We start from the raw sequence: 23,810 nt of genomic DNA, 5'->3' as shown, positions 1-23,810 counted from the left end.
CTCAGCTGAAATAAACATACAATGACGTTGTAATCACGAGCACCGCCGCGCCCATTATGTAAACCGACTTCGAGTGCTCGATGTTTATCTTTTCGTTCACGGGCATTTCGACTTCCTGTTTAAGCGGCTTTACAAGCGTCATAAGCATCATAATCAAAAGTATGAGAACGAAAGTTATCGCCATTCTGTTAAGGAACGCGACTTCGGGCAGGCATAGTTTAAGAATGCCGTAAATCACGGGGCTTGCAATGATGCCGACTGCGCCCGCAAAGCGCGGTGCTTTCTTGGAAAAGAGACCGAACAAAAATACCGCCAAAATCCCGGGCGAAAGAAAGCCCTGAAACTCCTGTATGTAAGTAAAGATGTTGCCGAAAGCGGGGCTGTTCAAAAACGGCGCGATTATGCATCCCGCGACCGCAAACACCGCCACGCACAATCTGCCCGCAAGCACCTGAACCTTGTCGGAGGCGTCTTTTTTCACAAAACGCTTGAAAATGTCTATCGTAAATATCGTGGAAGCCGCGTTAAGCATTGAGGCGAGAGAGCTTATGACCGCGCCGAGAAGTGCCGCAAAAATAAAGCCCGTAAGCCCGTTCGGCGGAACCAAATCCTTTAAGAGAAGCCCGAAAGCAGTGTCGTATTTATACCCGACAAGCTGGCGCGTTTTGACTTCGCCCAAGAGCTGGCTTTTCAAATTCGGATTTTTAAGTTCCGGATTTTTTTGAAACATCGACTCGTTCCATCCGTCAACAAGCCTGCGCAAATCGGGGTTTTGTTTTGCCCATGCCATGTCGTAGGAATAGCGGATGTTCTTCAAGGCATCGGCGTTTCTCAAATCAAAATACTGCCTGAACTCCTTTTGGATTTCGCCAATGCTTACAACCGCCTTGCCGTTTACCGCTGAAGATTTTGAGATTAAGTTTTCCGCGCTTTCAAGCTCGCCTGCGGGAATTTCTTCAAAATTTTTGTATTTGGCAAAATGCTCTCCCGCGTACGCAAGCATTACCGCGTTTGCGTTTGACGCCTGTATTTTTACGTCAGACGAGGCATAACCCGCCATTTTGTCGGCATACAAATTAAATGCGATAAGCCCCGGAAACACGATTAAAAACGGAATCAAAATTTTCATAAACGCCGCAAACATTATGCCCTTCTGCCCTTCCGCCAAGCTCGACGCGCCGAGAGTGCGCTGCATTATGTACTGGTTCAAGCCCCAATAATAGAAATTCGGAATCCAAAGCCCGATAATAAGAGCAGTCCACGGAACTTCGCTGTTGTCGGCGGGCAAAAACATTGTGAGCTTGTCGGCGTTCGCCGCCGAAAATTTTTCAATGCCGCTTGAAGCGTCCGTAATGTTTTTGAGGGCGTCAGTTCCCGCCGTGTGCGCGATTTTTGAAACTTCCAGCGCGCCCATGGCGTCAAAAGCAAGATAGGCTATAATCGCTCCGCCCGCAATCAAAGCCGCCCCTTGAATTAAATCAGCCCAAGCGCAGGCTTTCAATCCCCCCACAAAAACGTAAACCGCCGCCACAATGCCTATCGCCCAGGCAAAAAACGAAACGTCCATCGGCATTCCGAAAAACGTGTGCCCCGCAAACATTGTTGAAGCAGTAATCGCGCCCGAATAAATAACGCCCGTCACATTGACGGCAACAAGCACAACAACCATCATTAGCGACATCACCGTGCGCGAAAACGTGTCGAAGCGGTGCTCCAAAAATTGCGGCATTGTATATATTCCGCTTTTTAAGAATTTCGGCAAAAAGAAAAACGCCACAAAAACCAAAGTTATCGCCGCCATCCATTCATAGCTTGCAATGGCAAGACCCGCGGGACCCGCCGCGCTCCCGCTCATGCCGACGAACTGCTCTGTTGAAATATTTGCGGCAATGAGCGAAAAGCCTATGAGCCACCACGAAAGCCCCCTGCCCGCCAAAAAATATCCCTCCGCGTTTTCGCCCGACTTGCTCCTGCCCATATAAAGCCCGACAAACAAAACGAGCGCGACAAAACCTATGAAAATTGCTATATCAAGATTGCTGAACAACATAATTTATTTTCCGTTTTAAATTTGGTAGTACATTCCCCCGATAAATATCGGCTCGGGAATGAATAAAGAAACAATTTTTCCGCCCGATTGTAAAGTTTTTTATTTTCTATTTAAAATTTTGAAACAAAGTTTAAAATTGACAAGCAAGATTGCGACACTTAGCCTTAAATTATGCCTTTAAAAGAAAGAATCATTGCCGCATTAAAAAAATCCATACTTGCGCCAATGCTGTTTGCGTCGGCATCGTCAAGTTTTGCAGCCGCGGAATTTGACCGCGACTTTTCTCCTTCGGAAGGAATTTTGGCACCTTGCGAAAAATCTTTCAGGGATGAAATATGCCTTAACGGATACTGGCAGTTTCAGCCCGTCAAAATACCGAACGGCTTTAAATTCGGAAACGGAACTCCCCCCGAACTTGAAAAGCCCGCCCCCGACAAATGGGAAAGCGTGAAGATAAAAATCCCGTCGCCTTGGAACGTCAACAAATGGGGAGGCGGCAACAAAACGGGCGAAGGTACAAACCTGCCCTACGCGCCAAGCTCGGTATATTTCCCAAGCTATCCAGACTCTTGGTGCGACGCCCGCATGGGGTGGCTCAAAAAAGAAATCGACATTCCCGAAAACTTCCGCGGCAAAAGGCTGTTTTTACATTTCGACGCCATTGCAGGGCAGGCTCAAGTATTCGTAAACTCTAAGCCCGTCGGCTCGCACTTCGACCAGCACCTCGGCTTTGAATGCGACATAACAGACGCGGCAAAAATCGGAAAAAATGAAATTCTAATCGGGATACGCCACTCAAAACTTTTCGACAAGCACCACCCGAAATACAAAATGAACGCGACATATCCCGCCGGCTCAAACACCGACGACTTAATCGGGATATGGCAGGACGTATTTCTAATTGCAAAACCAGAAGTTTTTGTTGAAGAAGTGTTCGTTAAGCCATTGGTATCGAAGGGAATTCTTGAAATCGAAGTCTCCGTGAAGAATTCGTCGAAAAAGGATTTTGAAGGGCTTGTTTTTGCTGACATAAACGAATGGCTAAACGGCGCGACGCAGGACTTGAAAAAATCAAACGCGCTAAATTTGGACGACGGAAAGCCTCTCGGCAAAAGACTTGAAACGGTGCTTAACGCCCCCGAACCGAAATGGTCGCTTGCAAAAAATCCGTCTTTAAAGATTTCTCCGCAAAAAATTTCCGTAAAAGCGGGCAAAACCGCCAAAATAACTCTTTCGACATCGCCCAAAGACGCCCTGAAACTATGGTCTTTAAACGAGCCAAACCTCTACGCAGCCCTCGTAAAAATCAAAAGCGCGAAAGAAAACCTCGACATAAAATACACGCGCTTCGGCTGGCGCGAATTTTCGATTTCCGGCTTCAATATCCTCCTAAACGGTGAAAAAATCAAAGCCTTCGGAGACCTCCAACACCCGTTCGGGCCCTATACCTGCTCGCGAAGATTTATATACGGCTGGTACCAGATGATAAAGTCGTTCGGTGGCAACGCCGTCCGCCCGCACGCACAGCCATGGCACAAATGCTACTACGACATGGCTGACGAAATGGGGCTTATGGTGCTTGCAGAAAGCGGGCTTTTCGGCTCTTCAATACGCCCGAACCTCACAGTGGACGAAACTTGGATTAGAACCGAAGAGCAAATAAAACGCCTCGTGAAACGCTACCGAAATAATCCTTCGGTTCTGGGCTGGAGCGTCGGCAATGAAATGTTTGCAATGAGCCTGCCGCACTTGCAGGTCAAGAACTTTGAAAAATTCGGCAGAATAAAAGACGAAAAGAAGGTAAAGCAGGAAGACTTGCAAGACTACAAACAGTACAAAACTGACTTTGCCAAGCTTGAAGAAGATAAAAAGCTTTGGGAAGAAAAACTTGCAAACCTTGCAAAAGTCCCGCAAACACTCGACCCGACGCGCCCCTTCATAACAATAGATGGCGACAGAGACCTTTCGGGCAGTCTTCCCGTATGGAGCAGGCATTTCGGCGACGGCGACATATCAGGCGGAGTGCTTGAAGCAAAGAAAAATCTAAATGCCCCTAAACCAATGGTTGTAGGTGAATTCGGAGCGACATACTACGGCAACCCAAGCCGCGTTTACAAGTATTGGGGCGACGAAGTTTTCTCGTCTTATGCAGGGCGCAACAAGGCTCTTGCGGGCGACCTGTACAGGGCTGTGAAAGAGGTCGCAATTCCCCATCTTGCCTATTTTTCGCCGTCCGAAGTCTGCTGGTTCGGCATAGAGCATCTACCATACGGATATAACGACTTTTCAAGGCTTCCGAATTTGCGAGACGGGGTTTTCCCGAAAAAAGCATACATAGAGGGTAAACCGGGATACCAGTTTGAGCGCATACCGCCGTACATTTTCACGATAAATCCCGCAATAGACAAGTCATTGCCGTTTATGCGCCCCCTCGCCCACTACAAGGCGTTGAAAGCCGCAATCAAAAACGAGCCTTGCGAATTTGCGGAAGTCAAAATGCAAAAAATATTAAATCCGCAGGCGTTCAAGCACCCTCAAAACGCAAAGACTCTGCCGCCCGCGAAGTTCACCGAAGCATTCTTTGTCGGAAATGAAAATTCCGACTTGGCAAAAGCATTAAGAAGAAGGGGCGCAATCTTAAACTTTAAAAACGACAAACTGCCCTTTGTAATTGTCGATGCCGAAAACCTCACAAAAGAAGAGACGCAAATTTTAAAGAAAATCTCATCAAATACGTTTGCAAGAAATAAGGACGCAGTAATGCTTTTTATGGTCGCTGAAAAAGATTTAAGCGAAAGCGCAAAAGAATTTTTTGAAGATAAAATCGAAGTTGTGAAACATACGGGAACTGCAATGGACAAAGGAAAGAGCGAAATTGCAAATTGCTTTAATTTGTTCGACCTCTACTTTTCAGAACCGCAGTCGGGAAATTTTGAAGAGCGCAAAATCTTTAAACAAATAATTTCAGGCGATATTTTAAAAGGAGCTAAAACCGCCTTTGTGCCGTCAAATATCGACTGGTCGCTCTTTGACGCTCCCGAAATGCGAAAGTGCGCCCAGACAATCCTATACGAACGCCTGCAAAAGCCGCAAGGCGCAGTCTTGTTTGAAAAAAATCTAAAAAAAGGCAGGCTCGTTATATCGTCTTTAAACTATAAGCTTAAATCGAACCAGTCCAACCTGCTGATAAAAAGCGTCCTTAGAATTTTGGGACTTGCAACGCAAAGAGGCGAAGCGTCGGCTGAAAAAGCCTCGACCCACGACCTCTTAATGGACGGGCCGATAGATTGAAATAACCTGCACTCACAAAAGGCTGTCTGATTTTTTAGACAGCCTTTTTTATTGAAACAAAGATGTTTTTTATTACCGAAGAATCATTAAATTTTCACAAAACATTAGGCATTTCATATAACACGCAAGACTGCGGCTTAAACGAGACACAAAAAAACTGCGGTAGGACGTACATTGAAGCACGCAACTACTGCAATTATTTTTCGTAAAGCGGAGAAACGCAATATACAATATTTATTTTCGCAAAAAAACATTCGGCTTTCCTATAACGCGTAAGATTGCGGCTTAGACGAGCATTTACAAAAAAACTGCGGTAAGAGCGTACATAGAAGTACATGACTACTGCAGTTATTTTTCGTAAAGCGGAGAAACGCAATATACAATATTTATTTTCGCAAAAAAACATTCGGCTTTCCTATAACGCGTAAGATTACGGCTTAGACGAGCATTTACAAAAAAACTGCGGTAGGAGCGTACATAGAAGTACGTGACTACTGCAGTTATTTTTCGTAAAGCGGAGTATAAGCCGCAATATTACGCGTTATAGAAGTTCGGCAATTTGGACTGCGTTAAGTGCCGCACCCTTCCAAAGCTGGTCGCCCGCAACCCAGAAAGACAGACCGTTTTCAAACGCCAAGTCCTTCCTTATCCTGCCAACGCCGCACTTAACCTTGCGCTGGTAGAAAAGCGGCATCGGATACTTCAAGTTTGCGACATCGTCGTTTAGTTCCGCGCCCGAAAACTGCGAAATCACTTCGCGCGCGCGCTCGACGCTGACGGGCTTTTCAAACTCCGCGTTAATTGCGACGCTGTGCGCGCGCATTACGGGTATTCTTACGCAGGTCGTGGAGCATACGAGGCTCGGAAGCCCCAAAATCTTGCGGCTTTCATTTAGCATCTTCATTTCCTCTTTCGTGTAGCCGTTGTCTTGGAAGACATCGATATGCGGAAGGGCGTTGAATGCGATTTGATACGGATAAACTTTTGAAGTGATTTCTTCGCCTTTCGCGTACTGCTTAACTTGGTTATCAAGCTCCTGCAAAGCGGCTGCGCCCGTGCCTGAAACCGCCTGGTAAGTCGCGGCAAAGAACCTCTTTAAGCCGAACTCCCTGTGTAAAGGGCAGAGAGCCATCAGTGAAATTGCGGTCGTGCAATTCGGGTTTGCTATGATGTTTTTATGCGTCTTAATCGCTTCGGGATTGACTTCGGGAACAACCAAAGGCACATTCGGATCCATGCGGAACGCGGAAGAATTGTCGATTGCAATGCAACCCCTCTTCGCGGCTTCGGGAACGAGAAGTTTTGACGGAGTGCCGCCCGCTGAGAAAATCGCAATGTCGAGTTTTTCAAAACTTTCGGGCTTTGCTTCTTCGATTACGAATTTGTTGCCTTCAAACTCCACTGTTTTGCCTGCGGAGCGGGAAGATGCAAGCAGGGTAAGCTCGCTCATCGGAAAGTTTCTCTTGAAGAGAAGCTCCAAAAGTTCTTGACCTACGGCGCCCGTTGCGCCAACAATTCCAACTCTATACTTTTTTGACATGGATATTATTGATGAAATTTTTAAAGTTTGTGCAAAACACAATGTTAAACCTACAAAGCATTGTATTTTTGTAAAAATTGCCAAGCAAAAACTTTATCTTTTTAAAGAAAAATCTCTAATTGCGGAATATCCCGTTTCGACTTCGCGCAATCCGCCGTCTTGCGTGGAGGGTTCTCTCGGCACTCCTTGGGGGCTTCACAAAATCGACGGCAAAATCGGGGACGGATTGCCTCTTGACACGGTTTTCCGTGCAAGAAAACCCGATGGTCTCTTGTCCGAACAGACTGACGAAGAGAAAAAGAAAAACCTTATACTCGGCAGAATAATGCGCCTTAGAGGGCTTGAAGAAGGCTTGAACAGCGGCGGCAAATTCGACACATACTCGCGCTATGTTTATATCCACGGCACAAACCAAGAGGACAAAATCGGCACGCCCAACAGCCACGGCTGCATACTGATAGGCTCTCAAAATCTTAAAAAAATTTTTGACGAAACCGAAGACGGCTCTATTGTGTATATAGAAAAATAAAGGAATTTAATGCAATCAATTCTGGTAGTCGATGACGAAAAGCATACCCGCCAAGGGCTTCAAATGGCTTTGTCTGAAAATTACGATGTTTCATCTGCCGCAAACGCCGACGAAGCCCTGCGCCTGATGCAAACCCAAAATTTCGATGCAATAATAACGGATCTCAGAATGTCGGGCAAGTCGGGCTTAAACCTGATAGACGAAGCAATCCGTATGCCAAACAAACCCGCGTGCATAATGATGACCGCATACGGCAACATCGACGTGGCAGTAGAAGCCATGAAACACGGAGCGAGCGATTTTCTGACAAAACCAATAGACATAGACCGCCTTGAAACAATTTTAGCGCGCGCTCTCGAAAAGCGCAACGCCGGCAACTCCTCTCCCATTTCCGAAAAGAAATCGAAAATCAACGTTTCAAATTCAGAAATAATCGCGGAAAGCGGCGCAATGAAAAAAGTTTTGGAGCAGGCTCTGCGCGTCGCTTCTTCAAGAGCGACAGTCATGCTCACAGGGGAAACAGGCACGGGTAAAGAGCTTATCGCCGAATTTATCCACAAAAATTCTCCGCGCAAAAACGCAAAATTCGTTCCCGTCCACTGCGCCGCAATCCCGTCAAACCTCATCGAAAGCGAACTTTTCGGATATGAAAAGGGAGCTTTCACGGGAGCTTCCATTCGCAAGGAGGGACGCTTTGAAACGGCAAACGGAGGAACTTTGTTTTTGGATGAAATAGGAGAAATAGACTCTCCCACGCAAGTAAAGCTTTTAAGATTTTTGGAAACCCGAAAGATAGAGCGGCTTGGCGCGGTGGAGGAAACTCCGCTTGACATACGCCTTGTGTGCGCCACAAACCGCGACTTAAAAGCCATGTCCGCCACGGGAGATTTCCGCGAAGACTTGTATTACAGGCTTAACGTCGTCGAAATAAGCCTTCCGCCGCTTCGAAAGCGCAAAGAAGACATCGCGCCCCTTGTGAACTTCTACATAAAAAAATACGCCGAAGAAAACGGCGCGGAAAACGTAAGCGTATCGCCAAGGACAATGGAAATACTTTCAAACTACCAATGGCCTGGCAACATAAGAGAGCTTCGCAACTTCTGCGAAAACGCGGTGGTTTTGCGCACTTCAAACATCATCGATGAAAAGTCCCTCGACGCAAGGTTTTACGAAACCGAAAACCCCATTGAAAACGATTTGCCGCCTCTTACTTTCGACAAAAAAGAAAACGAACTTGCCCTCATAAAAAAAGCGGTTGAAAAATGCGGCGGCAACAAAAGCAAGGCGGCGGAACTTTTGGGCATAAGCCGCAGAACGCTCCACCGCAAGCTGAAAAGCTGAAAACCATAGCTAATCCGCAAAAAAACGGCTCTCTTTGAAAGAAAGCCGTTTTTTGTTTGGAATGAATTTTCGGCTATACGCGAACAGCTCCGTTTGCGGCGGAAGAAACGTTGCGGGCATAAAACTGCAACGCCTTGGAAACCACGCGGTCGCGCTTGGGAAGATAACCTTCCTTTTTCATGGCGTCCCTGCGCGCATTCATTTCGCCTTCAGAAATCAAAAGCGAGATTGAGCGGTTCGGAATGTCGATGTCAATCATGTCCCCGTTTTTGATTAGCGCAATGTCGCCGCCGTCCGCCGCTTCGGGAGAAGCGTGCCCGATAGAAAGCCCGCTTGTTCCGCCCGAAAATCTGCCGTCGGTCAAAAGCGCGCAAAGCTTGCCAAGCCCCATGCTCTTTAAGAAAGTCGTGGGATAAAGCATTTCCTGCATACCCGGACCACCCTTGGGACCTTCGTACAAGATTACGACAACGTCGCCGGGCTCGATTTCCCCGCCCAAGATTGCCTTGCTTGCGTCGCCTTCGGAGTGGAAAACTTTTGCGGTGCCCTTAAACTTCAATATGCTCTTGTCAACGCCCGCAGTCTTAACGATGCAGCCGTCGCGCGCGATGTTTCCGAAGAGGACTGCCAAGCCGCCGTCTTTTGAGTAGGCGTTTTCAATGTTTCTTATCGCCCCGTTTGCGCGGTCGGTATCCAAAGTGTCGTTGTACGCGGACTGCGAGAAAGCCTTGATGTTGAACTTTCCCCCGCCCGTTGCCTTGTAAAAATGCTTGGTTTCTTCGTCGCAATCAGCAGACAAAACATCAAACTTCTCGAGAGTTTCCGAAAGAGTTTTTCCCATGACGTTTTTAACAGAAACATCCAAAAGCCCCGCGCGGTTCAATTCGCCCAAGATGCCGTAAATGCCGCCTGCGCGGTGCACGTCCTGAACATGCACGTTTGGCACGCTCGGCGAAACCTTGCAAAGGTGCGGAGTAACTCTTGAAAGGGAATCTATGTCGCGCATTGAAAAGTTGACTTCGCCTTCGCGGGCGATTGCAAGAAGGTGCAAAACGGTGTTCGTGCTTCCGCCCATTGCGATGTCAAGCTTCATCGCGTTTAAGAATGCAGCGCGGGTCGCTATCGAGCGCGGCAAAATCGAAACATTTTCCTTGTCGTAATATTCGATTGCCATTTCGACAATCCGCTTTGCCGCCTTTTCAAAGAGATTTTTGCGCTCCGTATGAGTCGCAACGGTTGTGCCGTTGCCTGGAAGAGCCATTCCGATTGCCTCCATCAGGCAGTTCATCGAATTTGCGGTGAACATTCCCGCGCACGAGCCGCAAGTAGGACAAGCGGCGCGTTCGATTTCAAGAGCTGTCTCGTCGCTTACATTCGGGTTTGCGCCCGCAACCATGGAATCAATCATGTCAATCTGCTTTTCAACGCCGTCAACCACGATTTTTGCAGACTCCATGGGACCCCCGCTTACAAATATCGTAGGTATGTTGAGGCGCATTGCCGCCATCATCATTCCCGGCGTAATCTTGTCGCAGTTCGAAATGCAGATTAAGGCGTCCGCGCAGTGGGCATTTACCATGTATTCAACGCTATCTGCAATAAGCTCGCGCGATGGGAGAGAGTAAAGCATTCCGCCATGCCCCATTGCGATACCGTCGTCGATTGCGATAGTGTTAAACTCTTTTGCTATGCCGCCGAACTCCTCTATCTTTTGACATACGAATTTTCCGACTTCGTCAAGATGGACGTGGCCGGGGACAAACTGGGTGAAAGAATTGGCGACTGCTATGAGCGGCTTTTTAAAATCGCCCTCTTTTACGCCCGTCGCGCGCCAGAGAGAACGCGCCCCCGCCATATTCCTGCCTTCAAAACTTTTTTTGGATTTTCTTGTAAACATAAATTTTTTTGTTGTGAGATTATAAAATGACTTTAATTCTATAAGGTAAAGTTTTTTTTACATGGAATTTAATCTGAAGAAAATTTTAAAGGCATTGTTGTTTTCGACAAGCGAATGGCTCTCCATAAAAGACATCCAGGCAGTCATTACCCGCTACCACGAAGAAAACGACAAGGCGCAGGAGCAAAACGAAGACTCCGAAAGCGGGGAACAAGGCGTGATTGACGAAATCATAGCCCAAGTCCCTACCCTGCTCACCGCCACGCAAATCAGAGAGGCGATAGACGCTATGTCGGGCGAATTTGAAGAAAACCGCGAAGTTTACAAAATTTTGCAGGGTCCCAACGGCTTCAAGCTCTCGATTTCCCCCGACTATGCAGACTGGGTGAGGCTGCTAAGAAACGACCCCCGCCCTCAACGCCTGACGCAGGCGGCTCTTGAAACCCTCGCAATAATAGCCTACCGCCAGCCTGTCACAAGAGCTGAAATAGAAGCAATAAGGGGTGTTAGCGCGGATTCCGCAATCGCAAGGCTTTCCGACAAGGAGCTTATACAAATAACAGGCAGGGCCGACCTGCCCGGGCGTCCCCTGCAATACGGCACGACTTCCGCCTTTTTGGAATTTATCGGCATAACCTCTATAGAGGAGCTTCCCGCCTCCGACGTTTTAAGCCCCAATCAAATTTCGGAATGGATACGCAGGGCAAGCAACCCGAAAGAAATCAAAAACGAAGACGTCGGGCTTGCATCTGAAAAAGATGGGGCTGAAATTGCAAATCTGGATACGCCAAGCACAAATAAAAATTCCGAACTCCATCAGGAAAATCGGGAAATTTCGGAATGATTTTTCTTTAAAAAAAATTCCACACACACTTTAATAAAAAAGTAATTGGAAAATTTATGGACAAAAACACCTTCAGAGAGCAAATAGACAGCCTCGATACGCAGATATTAAACCTGCTTGAAAAACGAATTTCATGCGCAAAAGAAATAGGCAGGATAAAACTCGAAAAAGGCGAGAACATCTATGTGCCGAGCAGGGAAAGCAAAGTATTTGAAAATCTCATCAAAAAAAACGCGGGCAGAATAGACGAAGAAGCCTTGAAGGCGATTTACAGGGAAATCATATCCGCCTCAATTTCGGCTGAAAAAAAACTGCAAGTTGCATATTTGGGGCCCGTTGCGACTTTCACCCAGCAGGCGGCAATAAAGAACTTCGGCTCAAGCGTCGAATACCGCGCAATGCACTCTATCCCCGACATTTTCACGTCCGTCGAACTCGGAGAATGCGACTACGGGGTTCTGCCCATTGAAAATTCCACGGAAGGCGCGGTTTTCCACACAATGGATATGCTCGCAGAATCAAAGCTCATGATTGTGGGGCAGATATATCTAAAAATCGAGCAATGCTTGATTTCGCGCGGGAAGCTTGCGGAAATCCGCAAGATATGCTCTAAAGACCAAGCGATAGGCCAGTGCAGAAACTGGATACGCCGCAACCTGCCGAATGCCGACATAGAGTATGTGGAAAGCACGAGCCTCGCGGTAAAGCTCGCCCATGAAAATCCTGAAATTGCGGCAATCGCAAGCGAAGTCGCGTCCGATTTTTACGGGGTGCCCGTCATTGAAAAAGGAATTCAAGACAAGCACGAAAACATAACACGCTTCTTGGTAATCGGGCAAAAAGAGCCGCCAAAGGCTGAAAACGTCGAATACAAAACGAGCGTTGTCTTGTCTTTAAACGACCGCCCGGGAGCTCTTTGCGACATGATTATGCCCTTTAACCGCAACAACATAAACCTAACAAGGATTGAGTCCCGCCCAAGCCGCAAAAAAGCGTGGGACTACCTGTTTTTCATCGACTTTTTGGGGCATTGGGAAGACGAAGCCACCAGAAGGGTCTTCAAAGAACTTGAAATGTCTCTTCCAAAAATCAAATGGCTCGGCTCTTATCCCATAAAATAGCGGAGTGCTGTTTGAAACGGCAAAAAAACGGCTCGGGCATAAAGCTCAGAGCCGTTTTTGTTTTGCGAAAAAGCAAAATTACTTTTGAGAGTCGATTTTATGAAGCGCGAAAGCGTACGCACCGACTGCGACGGCTTCCGAAGTTCCGAGCTTCGAAACACCGATGCCGATGCGTTTTACGGGGTCAAATACCACTTCCCTGTCAGAGCCGTAAACCTTGATTTTCTTTTCGCTTCCCTTGACAAACTCGGCAAGTTCGCCTTCGTCTTCAAGGTTGTAAGCCTTTTGCGCAAGGCGCGGCAAAACAGTGCCGTCGTACTTTTTTATTGTGCCGTTCATGCGCTTTAAAATTGAATTCATAAAGAGCCTGTGCCCGTAAGACAAACCGCCGCCGATTACAATCAAAGAGTCGAACAAAGTCGCGGCTGTCGAAAGAGCGTCTCCCATGACATGCCCCATTTCCTCGTAAGCTTCAACCGCCGCCTGCCTGTCGCCTTCAAGCTTGCCAAGCGCAATGTCTTCAATGTCTTTCGGCGAAAGCGCGGCGTAGTCTTGCGCGCCTATCCTGCGGGCATACGCCTTTTGAACCGCGCGTATGCAAGCCCCCTCTTCGGCAATGCAGTCGGGATGCAAGCCGTTTTGCAAGAGCCAAACTTCCGTCGCATTTGAATTGTCGCCGATATAAAGCTCCCCGTCGGCAACCAAGCCTCCGCCAAAACCCGTGCCCAAAGTGACACCGAAGAGTTTTTTATAACGCTTGCTGCTTCCCGCCTCTTCAAGCTTCTTGTTGACGTACGGCAAAAAGCCCGCGATTGCCTCTCCGTAAACAAACAAGTCGCCATCGTTATTGATAAAGACGGGAACGCCGAATTCGTCCTTTAATACGTCAGCCAATGCAACACCGCCTGCAAAGGCGGGCAGATTGCCGACGTTGTAAATAATGCCGTTCGGATAATCCGCAGGCCCGGGGAATGCGAAGCTTATCGCGGCAGGCTTTTCGCCAATCTGCCCGATGAGCCTGCGAAATCCCTCTTTCATGTTCGCAATGGACTTGTCCAAATCCTTCGACTCGGAAGGCAGGCGCACGCTCTCCCCAAGCTGTTTGCCGCCTTTCATTGCGACAAACACGAAATTCGTGCCGCCCGCATCAAGAGTCAAAACCACTCTGTTGTCATTTTCGTAATTCATAAAAATTTTCCTGTTTTTAATTCTGCTTGTTTGAGGGTTTTACCAAAAAACCAACCGCCAAAATGTAAACCGTGCAAAGCGCGGGAACGATAAAGCCGATTAAATTGCCGTCTCCGTTTGAAACAATCTGAACCGCGCCATTTACAATTTCTTCTGTTTTAGTATCAAACTTGTCGGCAAGCCTGCCCATGACAAGCGGAATAAACGCGCCGCCGCAAATTGCGGTAATCATAAGCCCCGAAAGCTCGTTCGACTTTTCTGGCATTTTGTCGATGGCAATGGAAAATATCAGCGGGAACATATTTGCGAACCCGAAAGCTATCACAAACAAAGCCGCAATGGTAAACGTTTTTCCGCCTTCCGCAAGCATCGCAAAACCCGCCAGGGAAAGAATAGAAGTAAAAATCAAAAACGACTTAGGCGTAATTATTTTAAGAATTACCGCGCCCAAGAAACGCGCAACCATAATTGCTATGTAAAAATATGTAACAAACTGCGTTGCCGACTCCATCGAAAAGCCGAACTTGGACTTAAAGTAAACGGGCATTCCCGACCCTATGCAGACTTCCGCGCCGACATACAGGAAAATCCCCGCAACCATCATCAAAACAAACGGATTTCCCAGCATCGACAGGCAAGAGCCTATCGACGCCGCGCGTTCGGAAGACTTTTCCTCAATTTTTAACGACGCGACGGAAATTATGGTAATTAAAATGGAAACGGCAAAAATCGGCAAAAGCACGGGCCAGCATTTTTCCTCGGTGTAGCCCTTCAACGCCGCAATGGTGAAAACCGCGGGAGCAGTGAAAGAGCCTATCGCCTTGACAAACTGCCCAAGCGAAAGATTGCTTGAATACTGCCCATCGTCGGAAACATCGCGCATGATGGGATTTCCCGAAACCTGCAAAATAGTAGCCCCCGCGCCAAGCATCAAAATTGCCGAAAGGAAAATCGAAAATTTATCCACTCCCAAAACCATTACAGATGCGACGCCCGCAAACGCTATGATTAAGCCCGTCAAAAGCGTTTTTTTCTTGCCGATTTTAGATTGGATTATGCCCATCGGGACAGACAAAAGCCCGAACATTATAAACCCCGCAAAGGCGATTAAATTCGCCTCGAAGTTGTCGAGTTGGAATTTTCCCTTTGCTATGCCGACGAAAGAATTAACCGCGTCGCCAAATCCCATGCAAAGGAAAGCGAAAAATATTGGCAGTGTTTTAAGTTTCATAGAAAGTTTTTGTTATAAAGCTTAAATTATGTTTTTAAATTATTTGTTTTTCAATAAAAAACAGAAAAATCGCAATGTTTTTAGAATAACGCCCTGTTCCGCAAAAGCGTACAATCCAAAACAGAGAATTTTAAAGGCGCAAAAAAATCCGCATCAAAAAGAATAAATGCGGATTTTTGTAAAAACGCCCTGCTTTTTAGAACACCGTAATGGTTATGTTCTTAAATTTCAGGTTTCCCTTTTCGCAAAGGAAGCCCGCTTCGCCTTCGCCCGCGACTTCATAACCCGACTTCTTTGAGATGTCCTCCCACTTGTAAGTCAGGAAATTGCGGTCGGCATAGTGCCCGCAAAGGTTTGTGTTGGGAGTAACCCTTACGCCGTTTTCTTCAACGAAAATCATAATTCTGGACCAGCGTCCGTCTTTTGTTTCGTTAAATTTGTTGCCCGGCTTAATTACGCCGTTTATGGAGCCTATCGAAGTTTCGCCTTTGTCGGAATTGAGCTGGCAAAGCTTTATGCGAACAGCCTTCGAGACGTCGCCCTTGGGCGCGCGCACGAATATGCAGCCTTCTCCCGCTTCGTCGGCGTTAAATTCAAGGGAAATTGCGTAAACGCCCTTTGCATTTTTTATAACCAAGGGAGCACCTTCCGCACCTTTCAATTCGCCTCTTTCAATAGTCCAGTTCTTTTGCGCAGATTTTGCGGCAGACATGTCGTCCTTAAAAATGACAACCGAAGAAGGCCACTTTTTTGAGTTCGACTTCGCGCTGTCAACCTTTGAAAGAACTTGCGCTTCCTTTACGAAAACTTCCTTTTTCGGAGCGGCAAAAGCAAATAGCATCGAAGCCGCCGCGACAACTGAAAATACAAATATTTTTTTCATCGAGAAAACCTTTCAATTAGAATACTCTATATTCCTTGTGAATGAACTTGTTTGCTTCGGGCAAGCCGCGGCAAACGCCCTTTTTGTAGTCCCAATCAATGGTCTTATTGCCCAGGCGAAGCGAAAGAACGCCGAGAAGTCCCCATTCCGTCAAGTCCATAGAGTGCTCGACAAAGTTTGAGCCGGGAGTGGGTCCGCCCTGGCAGGCGCGGATAAATTCCATGCGGGCATTCCTGTCCGGAACGCGCGCATACTTTTTCGGCGGGCGGTTCTTGCGGAAGACTTCCCATTTTTCGGCGGGCAGCAAGCGCATGCGCGTGCCGTAGTCGTCGGTGTCAATAATCGCGCCCTTTGTGCCGACATAAAGCATTCCCGTGCGCGGAATATCTTTTTCTTCCTTGAACAAGCCGTCAGGCAAGTCCTTCAAGTGCGGGCGGCACTGACCTTCGTACCAATTAAAGACGACAGGCTTCGGACGCGTTTTTGACGCCCCGATTTCGTACTTTACCTTTGCCCATTTGGGGCATGAAAACTCCGTTGCGCCTTCCGATTCCGAAGAAACTTTAACGTCTCCGCGCAAGTCTATCGCAGTGAAAATCGGGTCGAACATATGGCATGCCATATCGCCGATTGCGCCTGTTCCCCAATCCCACATTCCGCGCCAGTCAAAGGGAACGTAGTCGGGATTGTAGTTGTAGTATTTTGAAACACCAAGCCACAAGTTCCAATCGAGAGTTGAGGGAACTTCAAATTTCTTTTCGGGGTCGGGATTTGGCAAGCCCTGCGGCCAAACGGGACGGTTTGTCCAAATATGGACTTCCGTAACGTCGCCGATGACGCCGGATTCAATCCATTCTTTCAATTCGCGGCATCCGTCGTAAGCATGCCCGTGGTTGCCCATTTGGGTCACCAAACCGGTTTTCTTTGCAAGCGCCTTCAAATAGCGGGCTTCGCCGATTGTGTGAGTGGCGGGCTTTTCGACATAAACATGCTTGCCCAAATTCATTGCCATGACGGCGGCGGGAAAGTGGGTGTGGTCGGGAGTGGCAATCAAAACAGCGTCGATGTTGTCTTTCTGCTCTTCAAGCATCTTGCGGTAATCGCGGTAGCGCGGGACGTTCGGCTCTCTCAAAAACCAAGCCGAAGCCCTGTCGTAATCGACGTCCGCAAAAGCCGCAAATTGCACGCCTCCTGCCATAATATTTGCGTCAACGCCACCCTGCCCGCCACAGCCGATGACTGCAAGGCGCACCTTTTTGTCAGGACTTACCAAGTTTGTGTGCGGCGATTTCCAGTTTTTGTCAACAACTTCCTCTTTGCCAAACAATGACGGTCCGAGTGCCAAACCCGCGCCTGTCAAAGCCGTTGCCTGCAAGAAGTTCCTACGCGATATGATATTCATATACTCCCCTTTTTTATTTTCAGCATGGTTAAAATATTTATTAAGGCGCAAAAAACGACTTTATGCACCCATCAAAATACATCTGTTTTGTTAACAAATAAAAAGTCTGCAAAAATATCCTTAAAAGTCAAACATTTTAACAAAAAAGGCGCATCTCAAACGGATGCGCCCTTTGCAAATTTACGGTTTGTCAAAACATGGAACAGGCAACCGTAACCCCCGCCATTACGATGGCAACCATGCTCATAAGCTTTATCAAAATATTCAATGACGGGCCCGAAGTATCCTTGAACGGGTCGCCAACCGTATCGCCGATTACCGCCGCCTTGTGGGCTTCCGAACCCTTGCCGCCGTAATTGCCCTGCTCGATAAACTTCTTGGCGTTATCCCACGCGCCGCCGCTGTTTGCCATGAAAACCGCAAGCACAAAGCCCGCCGCAAGCGCGCCAGCAAGCAAACCTAAAACGCCCGCAACGCCGAAAACAAGCCCGACCAAAACAGGGGCGAAAACAGCCAAAAGCGCGGGGATTATCATTTCCTTTTGCGCGGCTTTTGTAGAAATTTCAACGCACCTTGCATAATCAGGCTCCGCCTTGCCTTCCATAATGCCAAGCTTTTCCCTGAACTGGCGACGGACTTCATTTACCATCTGGGTTGCCGCTCTGCCGACCGCGTTCATTGTGAGCCCGCAGAACAGGAACGCCATCATTGAGCCTATAAAAAGCCCCAAAAGCACGCGCGGATTCATAAGATGCACTTCGTAAACATTCATGAAATCGACAAGGTTTGCGTTTTCCAAAGTTTTGCCAAGCTTGCCGAGAGCCGCAACAGCAGCGTCCGCCTTGCCGCCTCCGCCTACTCCGTGGGCTATGCCCATGCGGATTTCTTCGACGTAGGAAGCAAGAAGAGCCAAAGCAGTAAGCGCGGCAGAGCCGATTGCAAAACCCTTGCCCGTTGCGGCGGTAGTGTTGCCGAGGGCGTCAAGCATGTCGGTACGCCTGCGGACTTCCTTGCCAAGACCCGACATTTCGGCGTTGCCGCCCGCATTGTCGGCAATGGGCCCGTAGGCGTCCGTCGCCAAAGTTATGCCCAAAGTGGAAAGCATGCCAACAGCCGCAATGCCTATGCCGTACAAGCCGCTTGCCATGTTTGAAATATCCCAGTTTGCGGCAAACATGTAAGAAAGCGCAGTGCCAACAACAATCAAAAGAACGGGATAGCAGGTGGAGAACATACCGGTTCCCATTCCGCCGATTATGACAGTGGCAGGGCCTGTCTGCGCCTGTTCTGCAATTCGCTTTGTGGGCGCATAAGCTTCGGAAGTGAAGTATTCGGTAACTTTGCCAATCAAAATGCCTACAACAAGACCCACGATAATCGCCGCCCAGTTGCCCCACACATTCGGAAGATTTAAAAATTTCAATATCGCCAAAGACGAAAGGATTATCAAAACCGAACTTACGTTTACGCCCTTGCCGAGCGCGCCCAAAAGCTGCTTGCTGTTTGCCCCCGACTTAACCTTTACGCAATAAATGCCAATTACCGACAAGATAGTGCCAACCGACGCAATTAGCATCGGCGCAAGAACAGCCTTCATCTGCGTTGCGGGGTCTGACATAAATGCCGCCGCGCCCAAAGCGGCAGTGGCAAGCACCGAGCCGCAATAAGATTCGTACAAGTCCGCCCCCATGCCCGCGACGTCGCCGACATTGTCGCCAACGTTGTCCGCAATGGTTGCGGGATTGCGCGGGTCGTCTTCGGGAATGCCCGCCTCAACCTTTCCGACAAGGTCAGCCCCGACGTCGGCAGCCTTCGTGAATATGCCGCCGCCAACGCGCGCAAACAATGCCTGCAAGCTCGCGCCCATGCCGAAAGTAAGCATTGTGGTGGTAATTATCACCATCTTTTTGGATGCGCTCGCGTCTTCTACAAAGGCGTTCAAAATCAAAAACCAAACCGAAATATCCAAAAGCGCAAGTCCGACAACCGTAAGCCCCATGACAGCCCCCGAACGGAAAGCAACCCTTAGCCCCTTGTCCAAAGAATGGTTTGCCGCCCATGCCGCCCTCGAACTTGCGTAAGTCGCCGTCTTCATTCCGAAAAAGCCCGCAAGTCCCGAGAAAAATCCGCCGGTGAGAAATGCCACCCAAACCCACTTGTTCTGAATGCCCGCAACCCAGCCCAAATAGGCGAAAATAGCCGCAATCACAACAAACACGATTCCCACAATCTTATACTGCTGTTTCAAGTAGGCAAACGCGCCCGCGCGGACGTGAGAGGCGATTTTCTGCATAATTTCAGTGCCCGCCTCCTCTTTTTTCATGCTTTTGTAAAAATATAAAGCAAAGCCGAGAGCGACTATCGAAGCGATTGGCACAAGCCAAAATATTGGAGGAATGGATGCAAACGGACAGGAAGAAGCCGTATCGGAGGCGGATTGGATAATTTCAGTTGAATTCATTTTTTGCTATTTTAAGTTTTAGTTGATTTTTTAAATAAGAAAAAAGTCCATAACAAAACGGACAGGAAAAAATCCCATCCGCCTTGCATTCAGATTAAGCTCCGAAAGTTGTCAGCGCGCTGCGCCACCATGTGTAATACTTGTCGTCAAGCTCCTCGCGCGAAGGCATGGGATAATATATAAACTCGTCTCCCGCGCCAACGTAAAAACCGCGCTTTACTGTTCTGAAAAGAAGCTCGCCCACCATGTTGCGCACGACAACCTTGTTGTTTTTGCCGCTTTTTAAGCTTATTTCACGAATGCAGTCGCGCAAGTGCGGAATGTTTTTATATGGCAGGTTCTGGGCGTCACCGTTTTCGGGATCTTTTTCAAGCCCGCCCAAAGTTAAATCGCAAAACGCGATTTTTGCCATGTTCACAAGCCTTTCGGGGCTTGTCAAGCGGCTTGCGTACTCCTTCGGGTTTAGGACGCTCGCAACGCGAGGGCGGGCGGGCGCCAAGTCCTGATAAAGAAAAAGCTTGTCGGAATCGGGAACGAAGTCCGCCTTTTTAAGCTCCAAAGTCCTGCCGTCGGCAGTAGTGAGGTACAAATTGCGAAATGCCGAAATCGGGACGTGCTCCAAAACTCGGTAAACGGACAAATAAACCGACTTGTGCGGAGTCCCGTCGGCATGCGGAACGCAAAGCTCGTCGAACTTTCTCATCGGGAAATAGTCGCTTTTGAAATCGGGATTGATTTCAAAGAATATGGCCTGGTCAAACGAGCGATGGTAGTCGCCTGTTGCGTAGTACGCGCCAAACTGTTCGGGAGGCAGGTTTGAAGCAATCAAGGCTTCGGGAGCGAGAGATAAATACAAGAACTTTTCCATAGAAATCAAATGTAGGGCTTATTTTATTCCTTGCAAGAAAATTTTATTTTTCAAGGCGCAGTAAAAATTTAATAAAAAAATGTTGAAAGAAAAGCAGCTCTGCTCTTTTATGTCAGAAGTATGTTGAGGATATTTTTTTTAACGCTTTTTTCAATGGCTCTGTGCATTTGCGCGCCCGCGCAAAACGCCGAGCCGAAAGCAGTGGACATTACCAAGAATTGGGACAGCAAAGCTCCTGTTTACAGGATTTCAATTTCAGGCTCCGACGAGGCGGCAAACCTCGCAAGGCGCGCGCTTTCAACGCACGGCTCTTTCAGGCTCACAAGCGCCGACGCGCATTTTAACATATCTTTTTCAAAAGCCCAAAACAATTCCGTCGAACTTAAAATAGACGGCTCAAAACCTTTCTCCCAAATAGTTTACGGCAAAAATACCGCAAATGCCGTCGCAAAAGCCTGCGATTTGGTCGTTAGGAAAATTTTGGGAGAGCCGTCATATTTCACGGGAACTCTCGCTTTCGTTTCCGACAGGACGGGTCATACCGAAATTTATACTTCGGACATTCTATTCCAAAATATCCGCTCCATAACAAACGACAATTCCGATTCCCTGCTTCCGCACTGGTCGCCCGACGGCTCAAAAATAATCTATACGGGCTACTACCGCACAAAACTGATGGATTTGTACGAAATAAACTTAGCCTCGAAAAGCCGCAAGACATTCGCAAACTTCAAAGGCACCAACACAGGCGGGGCGTTCAGCCCCGACGGTTCGAAAGTCGCAATGATTTTGACTGCGACGGGCAATGCTGAAGTCTGGACATCATCTTCCATGTCAAACGCGAAAAACAACTTGAAAAGGTTGACAAAAACCTCCGCCGCCGAAGCGAGCGCAAGCTGGTCGCCCGACGGCAAAAAGCTGATTTTTTCAAGCGACGCACTCGGAGGCCCCCAACTTTACACAATGCCCTCTGACGGCGGCACAATGAAGAGAATACCGACAAACATCAGCGGCTACTGCTCCGAGCCCGACTGGAACAAACGCTATCCCAACCTGATAGCCTTCACGACCGCGCAAAACGGGGCTTTTCAAATAGCGGTTTACGACTTTGAAACAAAGGAAAGCAGAGTGATAACTTCGGGTGGCTCATCGAGCCTGCCGAAGTGGACAAACGACGGAAGGCACATAATATTCACGAAAAACCACGGCAAAAGCCGCGCCCTTTACATAGTCGATTCAATCACGCAAAAGCAAACCGCACTGCATTCCAAAAATCTCGGCAACTGCGGAGAAGCCGACTTCATTTTAAAAAATTAAAAGCGCAATAAAATGGTAATTTACACCTTAGACTTGGAAGGCGTGTTCATACCCGAAATATGGATTGCCGTGGCTGAAAAAACGGGCATCGAAGCCTTGAAGCGCACCACGCGCGACGAGCCCGACTACGACAAGCTGATGCGCTACCGCCTCGACATTTTGGATTCCCACAACATAAAAATTGCCGACATTCAAAACGTAATCGGGCAAATGGAGCCGCTGGAAGGCGCAAGGGAATTTTTGGACTGGCTGAAAGGGGAAGGAAGAGTCGTAATATTGTCCGACACCTTCGAGCAGTTCGCAAAGCCGCTAATGGCAAAGCTTGGCTACCCAAGCTTGTTTTGCCACTCGCTCGAAATAGAAGATGGCGGAAGAATTTCCGGCTACAAGCTTAGAATTTCTGACCAGAAGAGAAAGTCGGTGGAGGCATTCAAAAGCCTGAATTTCAACGTTGTGGCATCGGGAGATTCCTACAACGACTTGTCAATGCTAAGAGCCGCCGACAAAGCCGTTTTGTACCGCCCGACAGAAAAATTCGCAAAAGAAAATTCCGACCTTCCGACAGCTGAAAACTACGCGCAGTTGAAGGAAAAATTCACGGAGCTTTCAAAAAATCTTTAACAATCGAAAACTATGGCATCAAAGAAAAACGCAACCGACAGATACGCATCCCGCGGAGTTTCTTCTTCAAAAGAAGAAGTGCATGCGGCAGTTGACAAGCTCGACAGGGGGCTGTTTCCGAACGCATTTTGCAAAATCACGAAAGACTACCTTACGGGTTCAAAGAGCAAGTGCAACGTAATCCATTCAGACGGCAGCGGCACAAAGTCAATCATAGCCTACCTCTATTTCAAGGAAACAAACGACGCTTCCGTGTTCCGCGGCATTTCACAGGACTCAATCGTGATGAACATTGACGACTTGCTTTGCATCGGCGCGCTTGAAGGAATTGTAATTTCAAACACCGTAAACAGAAACGCCGTAAATTTCCCCGCGAAAGCCCTCGCCGAACTCATTGGCGGCGCGGAAGACTTCACAAACAAACTCTGCAAACTCGGGGTTAAAACTTACTCCGGCGGCGGAGAAACCGCAGACGTAGGCGACCTCACGGGCAGCGTGGTCGTCGATTCCTGCGCAGTGGCAGTTCTCGACCGCAAAAAGGTTTTGATGCCCGACGGAATAGACGCGGGGCTTTCGATAGTAGGTCTTGCCTCTTTCGGCAAGGCAAAATACGAAGATTTTGAAAACAGCGGCATCGGCTCAAACGGGCTTACGAGCGCACGCCACGACATGCTCTCGCCCTACTACCGCAAAAAGTACCCTGAAACTTACGACGCCAATACGCCAAAATCCCTCGTTTACTGCGGCCCCTACAAGCTTGAAGACAAGCTTCCCGAATCGGACATGACAGTTGGCGAAGCCTTGCTTTCCCCGACGCGCACCTATGCCCCCGTCATCGCAAAAATAGTGAAAAAACACCCGAAACTCATAAAGGGCATAATCCACTGCTCGGGCGGGGGGCAGACAAAGTGTATGCGCTTCGGGAAAAGCGTGCATTTCATAAAAAACAATCTCTTCACGCCGCCCCCGATTTTCAGGGCAATCCAGCGCGCAAGCAAAACTTCGACGCAGGAAATGTACAAAGTTTACAACATGGGGCACAGAATGGAAATATACTGCAAACCCTCCGACGCCCAAAAAGTAATCGACATTGCAAAGTCTTTCGGAATCGAAGCTAAAATCGTGGGGCGCACGGAACCAAGCAAGCGAAAAGACGGCAAAAACCATTTGACTCTTTCGGCAAACGGCGAAGAAATAAAATACGTTCAATCTTAATAAAAAACCAA

Annotated in this window: 17 protein-coding genes; 8 read left to right on the top strand and 9 right to left on the bottom strand. The window is 48.1% G+C overall.

Annotated features, from left to right (window positions below; all coding sequences use genetic code 11):
- Position 1: 1 nt before the first annotated feature.
- Positions 2-2,050 carry an SLC5 family protein gene (locus MOX91_RS02205; protein ID WP_370396445.1) on the bottom strand — a complete coding sequence of 683 codons (2,049 nt, stop codon included), beginning with the start codon at positions 2,048-2,050 and terminating at the stop codon, positions 2-4.
- A 171-nt stretch (positions 2,051-2,221) separates the two neighbouring features.
- Here MOX91_RS02205 and MOX91_RS02200 point away from each other — a divergent pair, with 171 nt between their 5' ends.
- Positions 2,222-5,341: a glycoside hydrolase family 2 TIM barrel-domain containing protein gene (locus MOX91_RS02200; protein ID WP_370396444.1), complete on the top strand. Its 3,120-nt coding sequence runs from the start codon at positions 2,222-2,224 to the stop codon at positions 5,339-5,341.
- A 541-nt stretch (positions 5,342-5,882) separates the two neighbouring features.
- Here MOX91_RS02200 and MOX91_RS02195 read toward each other — a convergent pair.
- A complete protein-coding gene (locus MOX91_RS02195) occupies positions 5,883-6,881 on the bottom strand; it encodes an aspartate-semialdehyde dehydrogenase (RefSeq protein ID WP_370396443.1) in 999 nt (332 codons plus the stop codon).
- Between MOX91_RS02195 and MOX91_RS02190 the strand changes: the two genes are divergently transcribed.
- Positions 6,880-7,410, top strand: a complete 531-nt coding sequence (locus tag MOX91_RS02190; protein ID WP_370396442.1) for a L,D-transpeptidase family protein — start codon at positions 6,880-6,882, stop codon at positions 7,408-7,410. The genes MOX91_RS02195 and MOX91_RS02190 overlap by 2 nt on opposite strands.
- A gap of 9 nt (positions 7,411-7,419) precedes the next feature.
- Complete coding sequence (locus MOX91_RS02185; RefSeq protein ID WP_370396441.1) at positions 7,420-8,751, top strand: sigma-54-dependent transcriptional regulator; 1,332 nt, start codon at positions 7,420-7,422, stop codon at positions 8,749-8,751.
- A gap of 73 nt (positions 8,752-8,824) precedes the next feature.
- On the opposite strand, the gene ilvD is transcribed toward MOX91_RS02185, so the two are convergent.
- A complete protein-coding gene (ilvD, locus tag MOX91_RS02180) occupies positions 8,825-10,648 on the bottom strand; it encodes a dihydroxy-acid dehydratase (RefSeq protein ID WP_370396440.1) in 1,824 nt (607 codons plus the stop codon).
- Positions 10,649-10,709: 61 nt separating this feature from the next.
- On the opposite strand from ilvD, the gene scpB reads away from it, so the two are divergent.
- Both scpB and pheA read left to right on the top strand, forming a co-directional pair.
- The gene (gene scpB / locus MOX91_RS02175) at positions 10,710-11,492 is read left to right on the top strand and encodes an SMC-Scp complex subunit ScpB (RefSeq protein ID WP_370396439.1); all 783 of its coding nucleotides are present in this window, start codon (positions 10,710-10,712) and stop codon (positions 11,490-11,492) included.
- 56 nt (positions 11,493-11,548) lie between these two features.
- Positions 11,549-12,613: a prephenate dehydratase gene (gene pheA / locus MOX91_RS02170; protein ID WP_370396438.1), complete on the top strand. Its 1,065-nt coding sequence runs from the start codon at positions 11,549-11,551 to the stop codon at positions 12,611-12,613.
- Between the two features lie 78 nt (positions 12,614-12,691).
- Here the strand turns inward: pheA and MOX91_RS02165 are convergent, their stop codons facing one another.
- The 6 genes from MOX91_RS02165 to MOX91_RS02140 all read right to left on the bottom strand — a co-directional run bounded on the left by MOX91_RS02165 (position 12,692) and on the right by MOX91_RS02140 (position 20,646).
- Positions 12,692-13,801 carry an ROK family protein gene (locus MOX91_RS02165; RefSeq protein WP_370396437.1) on the bottom strand — a complete coding sequence of 370 codons (1,110 nt, stop codon included), beginning with the start codon at positions 13,799-13,801 and terminating at the stop codon, positions 12,692-12,694.
- A 16-nt stretch (positions 13,802-13,817) separates the two neighbouring features.
- Positions 13,818-15,032: an MFS transporter gene (locus tag MOX91_RS02160; protein WP_370396436.1), complete on the bottom strand. Its 1,215-nt coding sequence runs from the start codon at positions 15,030-15,032 to the stop codon at positions 13,818-13,820.
- A gap of 196 nt (positions 15,033-15,228) precedes the next feature.
- Positions 15,229-15,915 carry a 3-keto-alpha-glucoside-1,2-lyase-like domain-containing protein gene (locus tag MOX91_RS02155; RefSeq protein ID WP_370396435.1) on the bottom strand — a complete coding sequence of 229 codons (687 nt, stop codon included), beginning with the start codon at positions 15,913-15,915 and terminating at the stop codon, positions 15,229-15,231.
- Positions 15,916-15,931: 16 nt separating this feature from the next.
- The gene (locus MOX91_RS02150; protein ID WP_370396434.1) at positions 15,932-17,317 is read right to left on the bottom strand and encodes a Gfo/Idh/MocA family oxidoreductase; all 1,386 of its coding nucleotides are present in this window, start codon (positions 17,315-17,317) and stop codon (positions 15,932-15,934) included.
- 190 nt (positions 17,318-17,507) lie between these two features.
- On the bottom strand, positions 17,508-19,778 hold the full coding sequence (locus MOX91_RS02145; RefSeq protein ID WP_370396433.1) for a sodium-translocating pyrophosphatase: 2,271 nt from the start codon (positions 19,776-19,778) through the stop codon (positions 17,508-17,510).
- A 94-nt stretch (positions 19,779-19,872) separates the two neighbouring features.
- Positions 19,873-20,646 carry a hypothetical protein gene (locus tag MOX91_RS02140; RefSeq protein WP_370396432.1) on the bottom strand — a complete coding sequence of 258 codons (774 nt, stop codon included), beginning with the start codon at positions 20,644-20,646 and terminating at the stop codon, positions 19,873-19,875.
- A 120-nt stretch (positions 20,647-20,766) separates the two neighbouring features.
- On the opposite strand from MOX91_RS02140, the gene MOX91_RS02135 reads away from it, so the two are divergent.
- Genes MOX91_RS02135 through MOX91_RS02125 form a run of 3 tightly spaced genes read left to right on the top strand, consistent with a single transcriptional unit; the run spans position 20,767 to position 23,799 of the window.
- Entirely contained in the window at positions 20,767-21,963 is a 1,197-nt protein-coding gene (locus MOX91_RS02135) for a beta-propeller domain-containing protein (protein WP_370396431.1), read from the top strand.
- 12 nt (positions 21,964-21,975) lie between these two features.
- Positions 21,976-22,584, top strand: a complete 609-nt coding sequence (gene thrH, locus MOX91_RS02130) for a bifunctional phosphoserine phosphatase/homoserine phosphotransferase ThrH (RefSeq protein WP_370396430.1) — start codon at positions 21,976-21,978, stop codon at positions 22,582-22,584.
- Between the two features lie 12 nt (positions 22,585-22,596).
- Positions 22,597-23,799: an AIR synthase-related protein gene (locus MOX91_RS02125; protein ID WP_370396429.1), complete on the top strand. Its 1,203-nt coding sequence runs from the start codon at positions 22,597-22,599 to the stop codon at positions 23,797-23,799.
- Positions 23,800-23,810 lie beyond the last annotated feature (11 nt).

This window comes from Intestinicryptomonas porci (assembly GCF_033971905.1).
GTDB classification, from domain to species: Bacteria; Verrucomicrobiota; Verrucomicrobiia; order Opitutales; family Intestinicryptomonadaceae; genus Intestinicryptomonas; species Intestinicryptomonas porci.
Note: the sequence above shows the minus strand (reverse complement) of the source record. Positions and strands in the feature narration are given on the sequence as shown.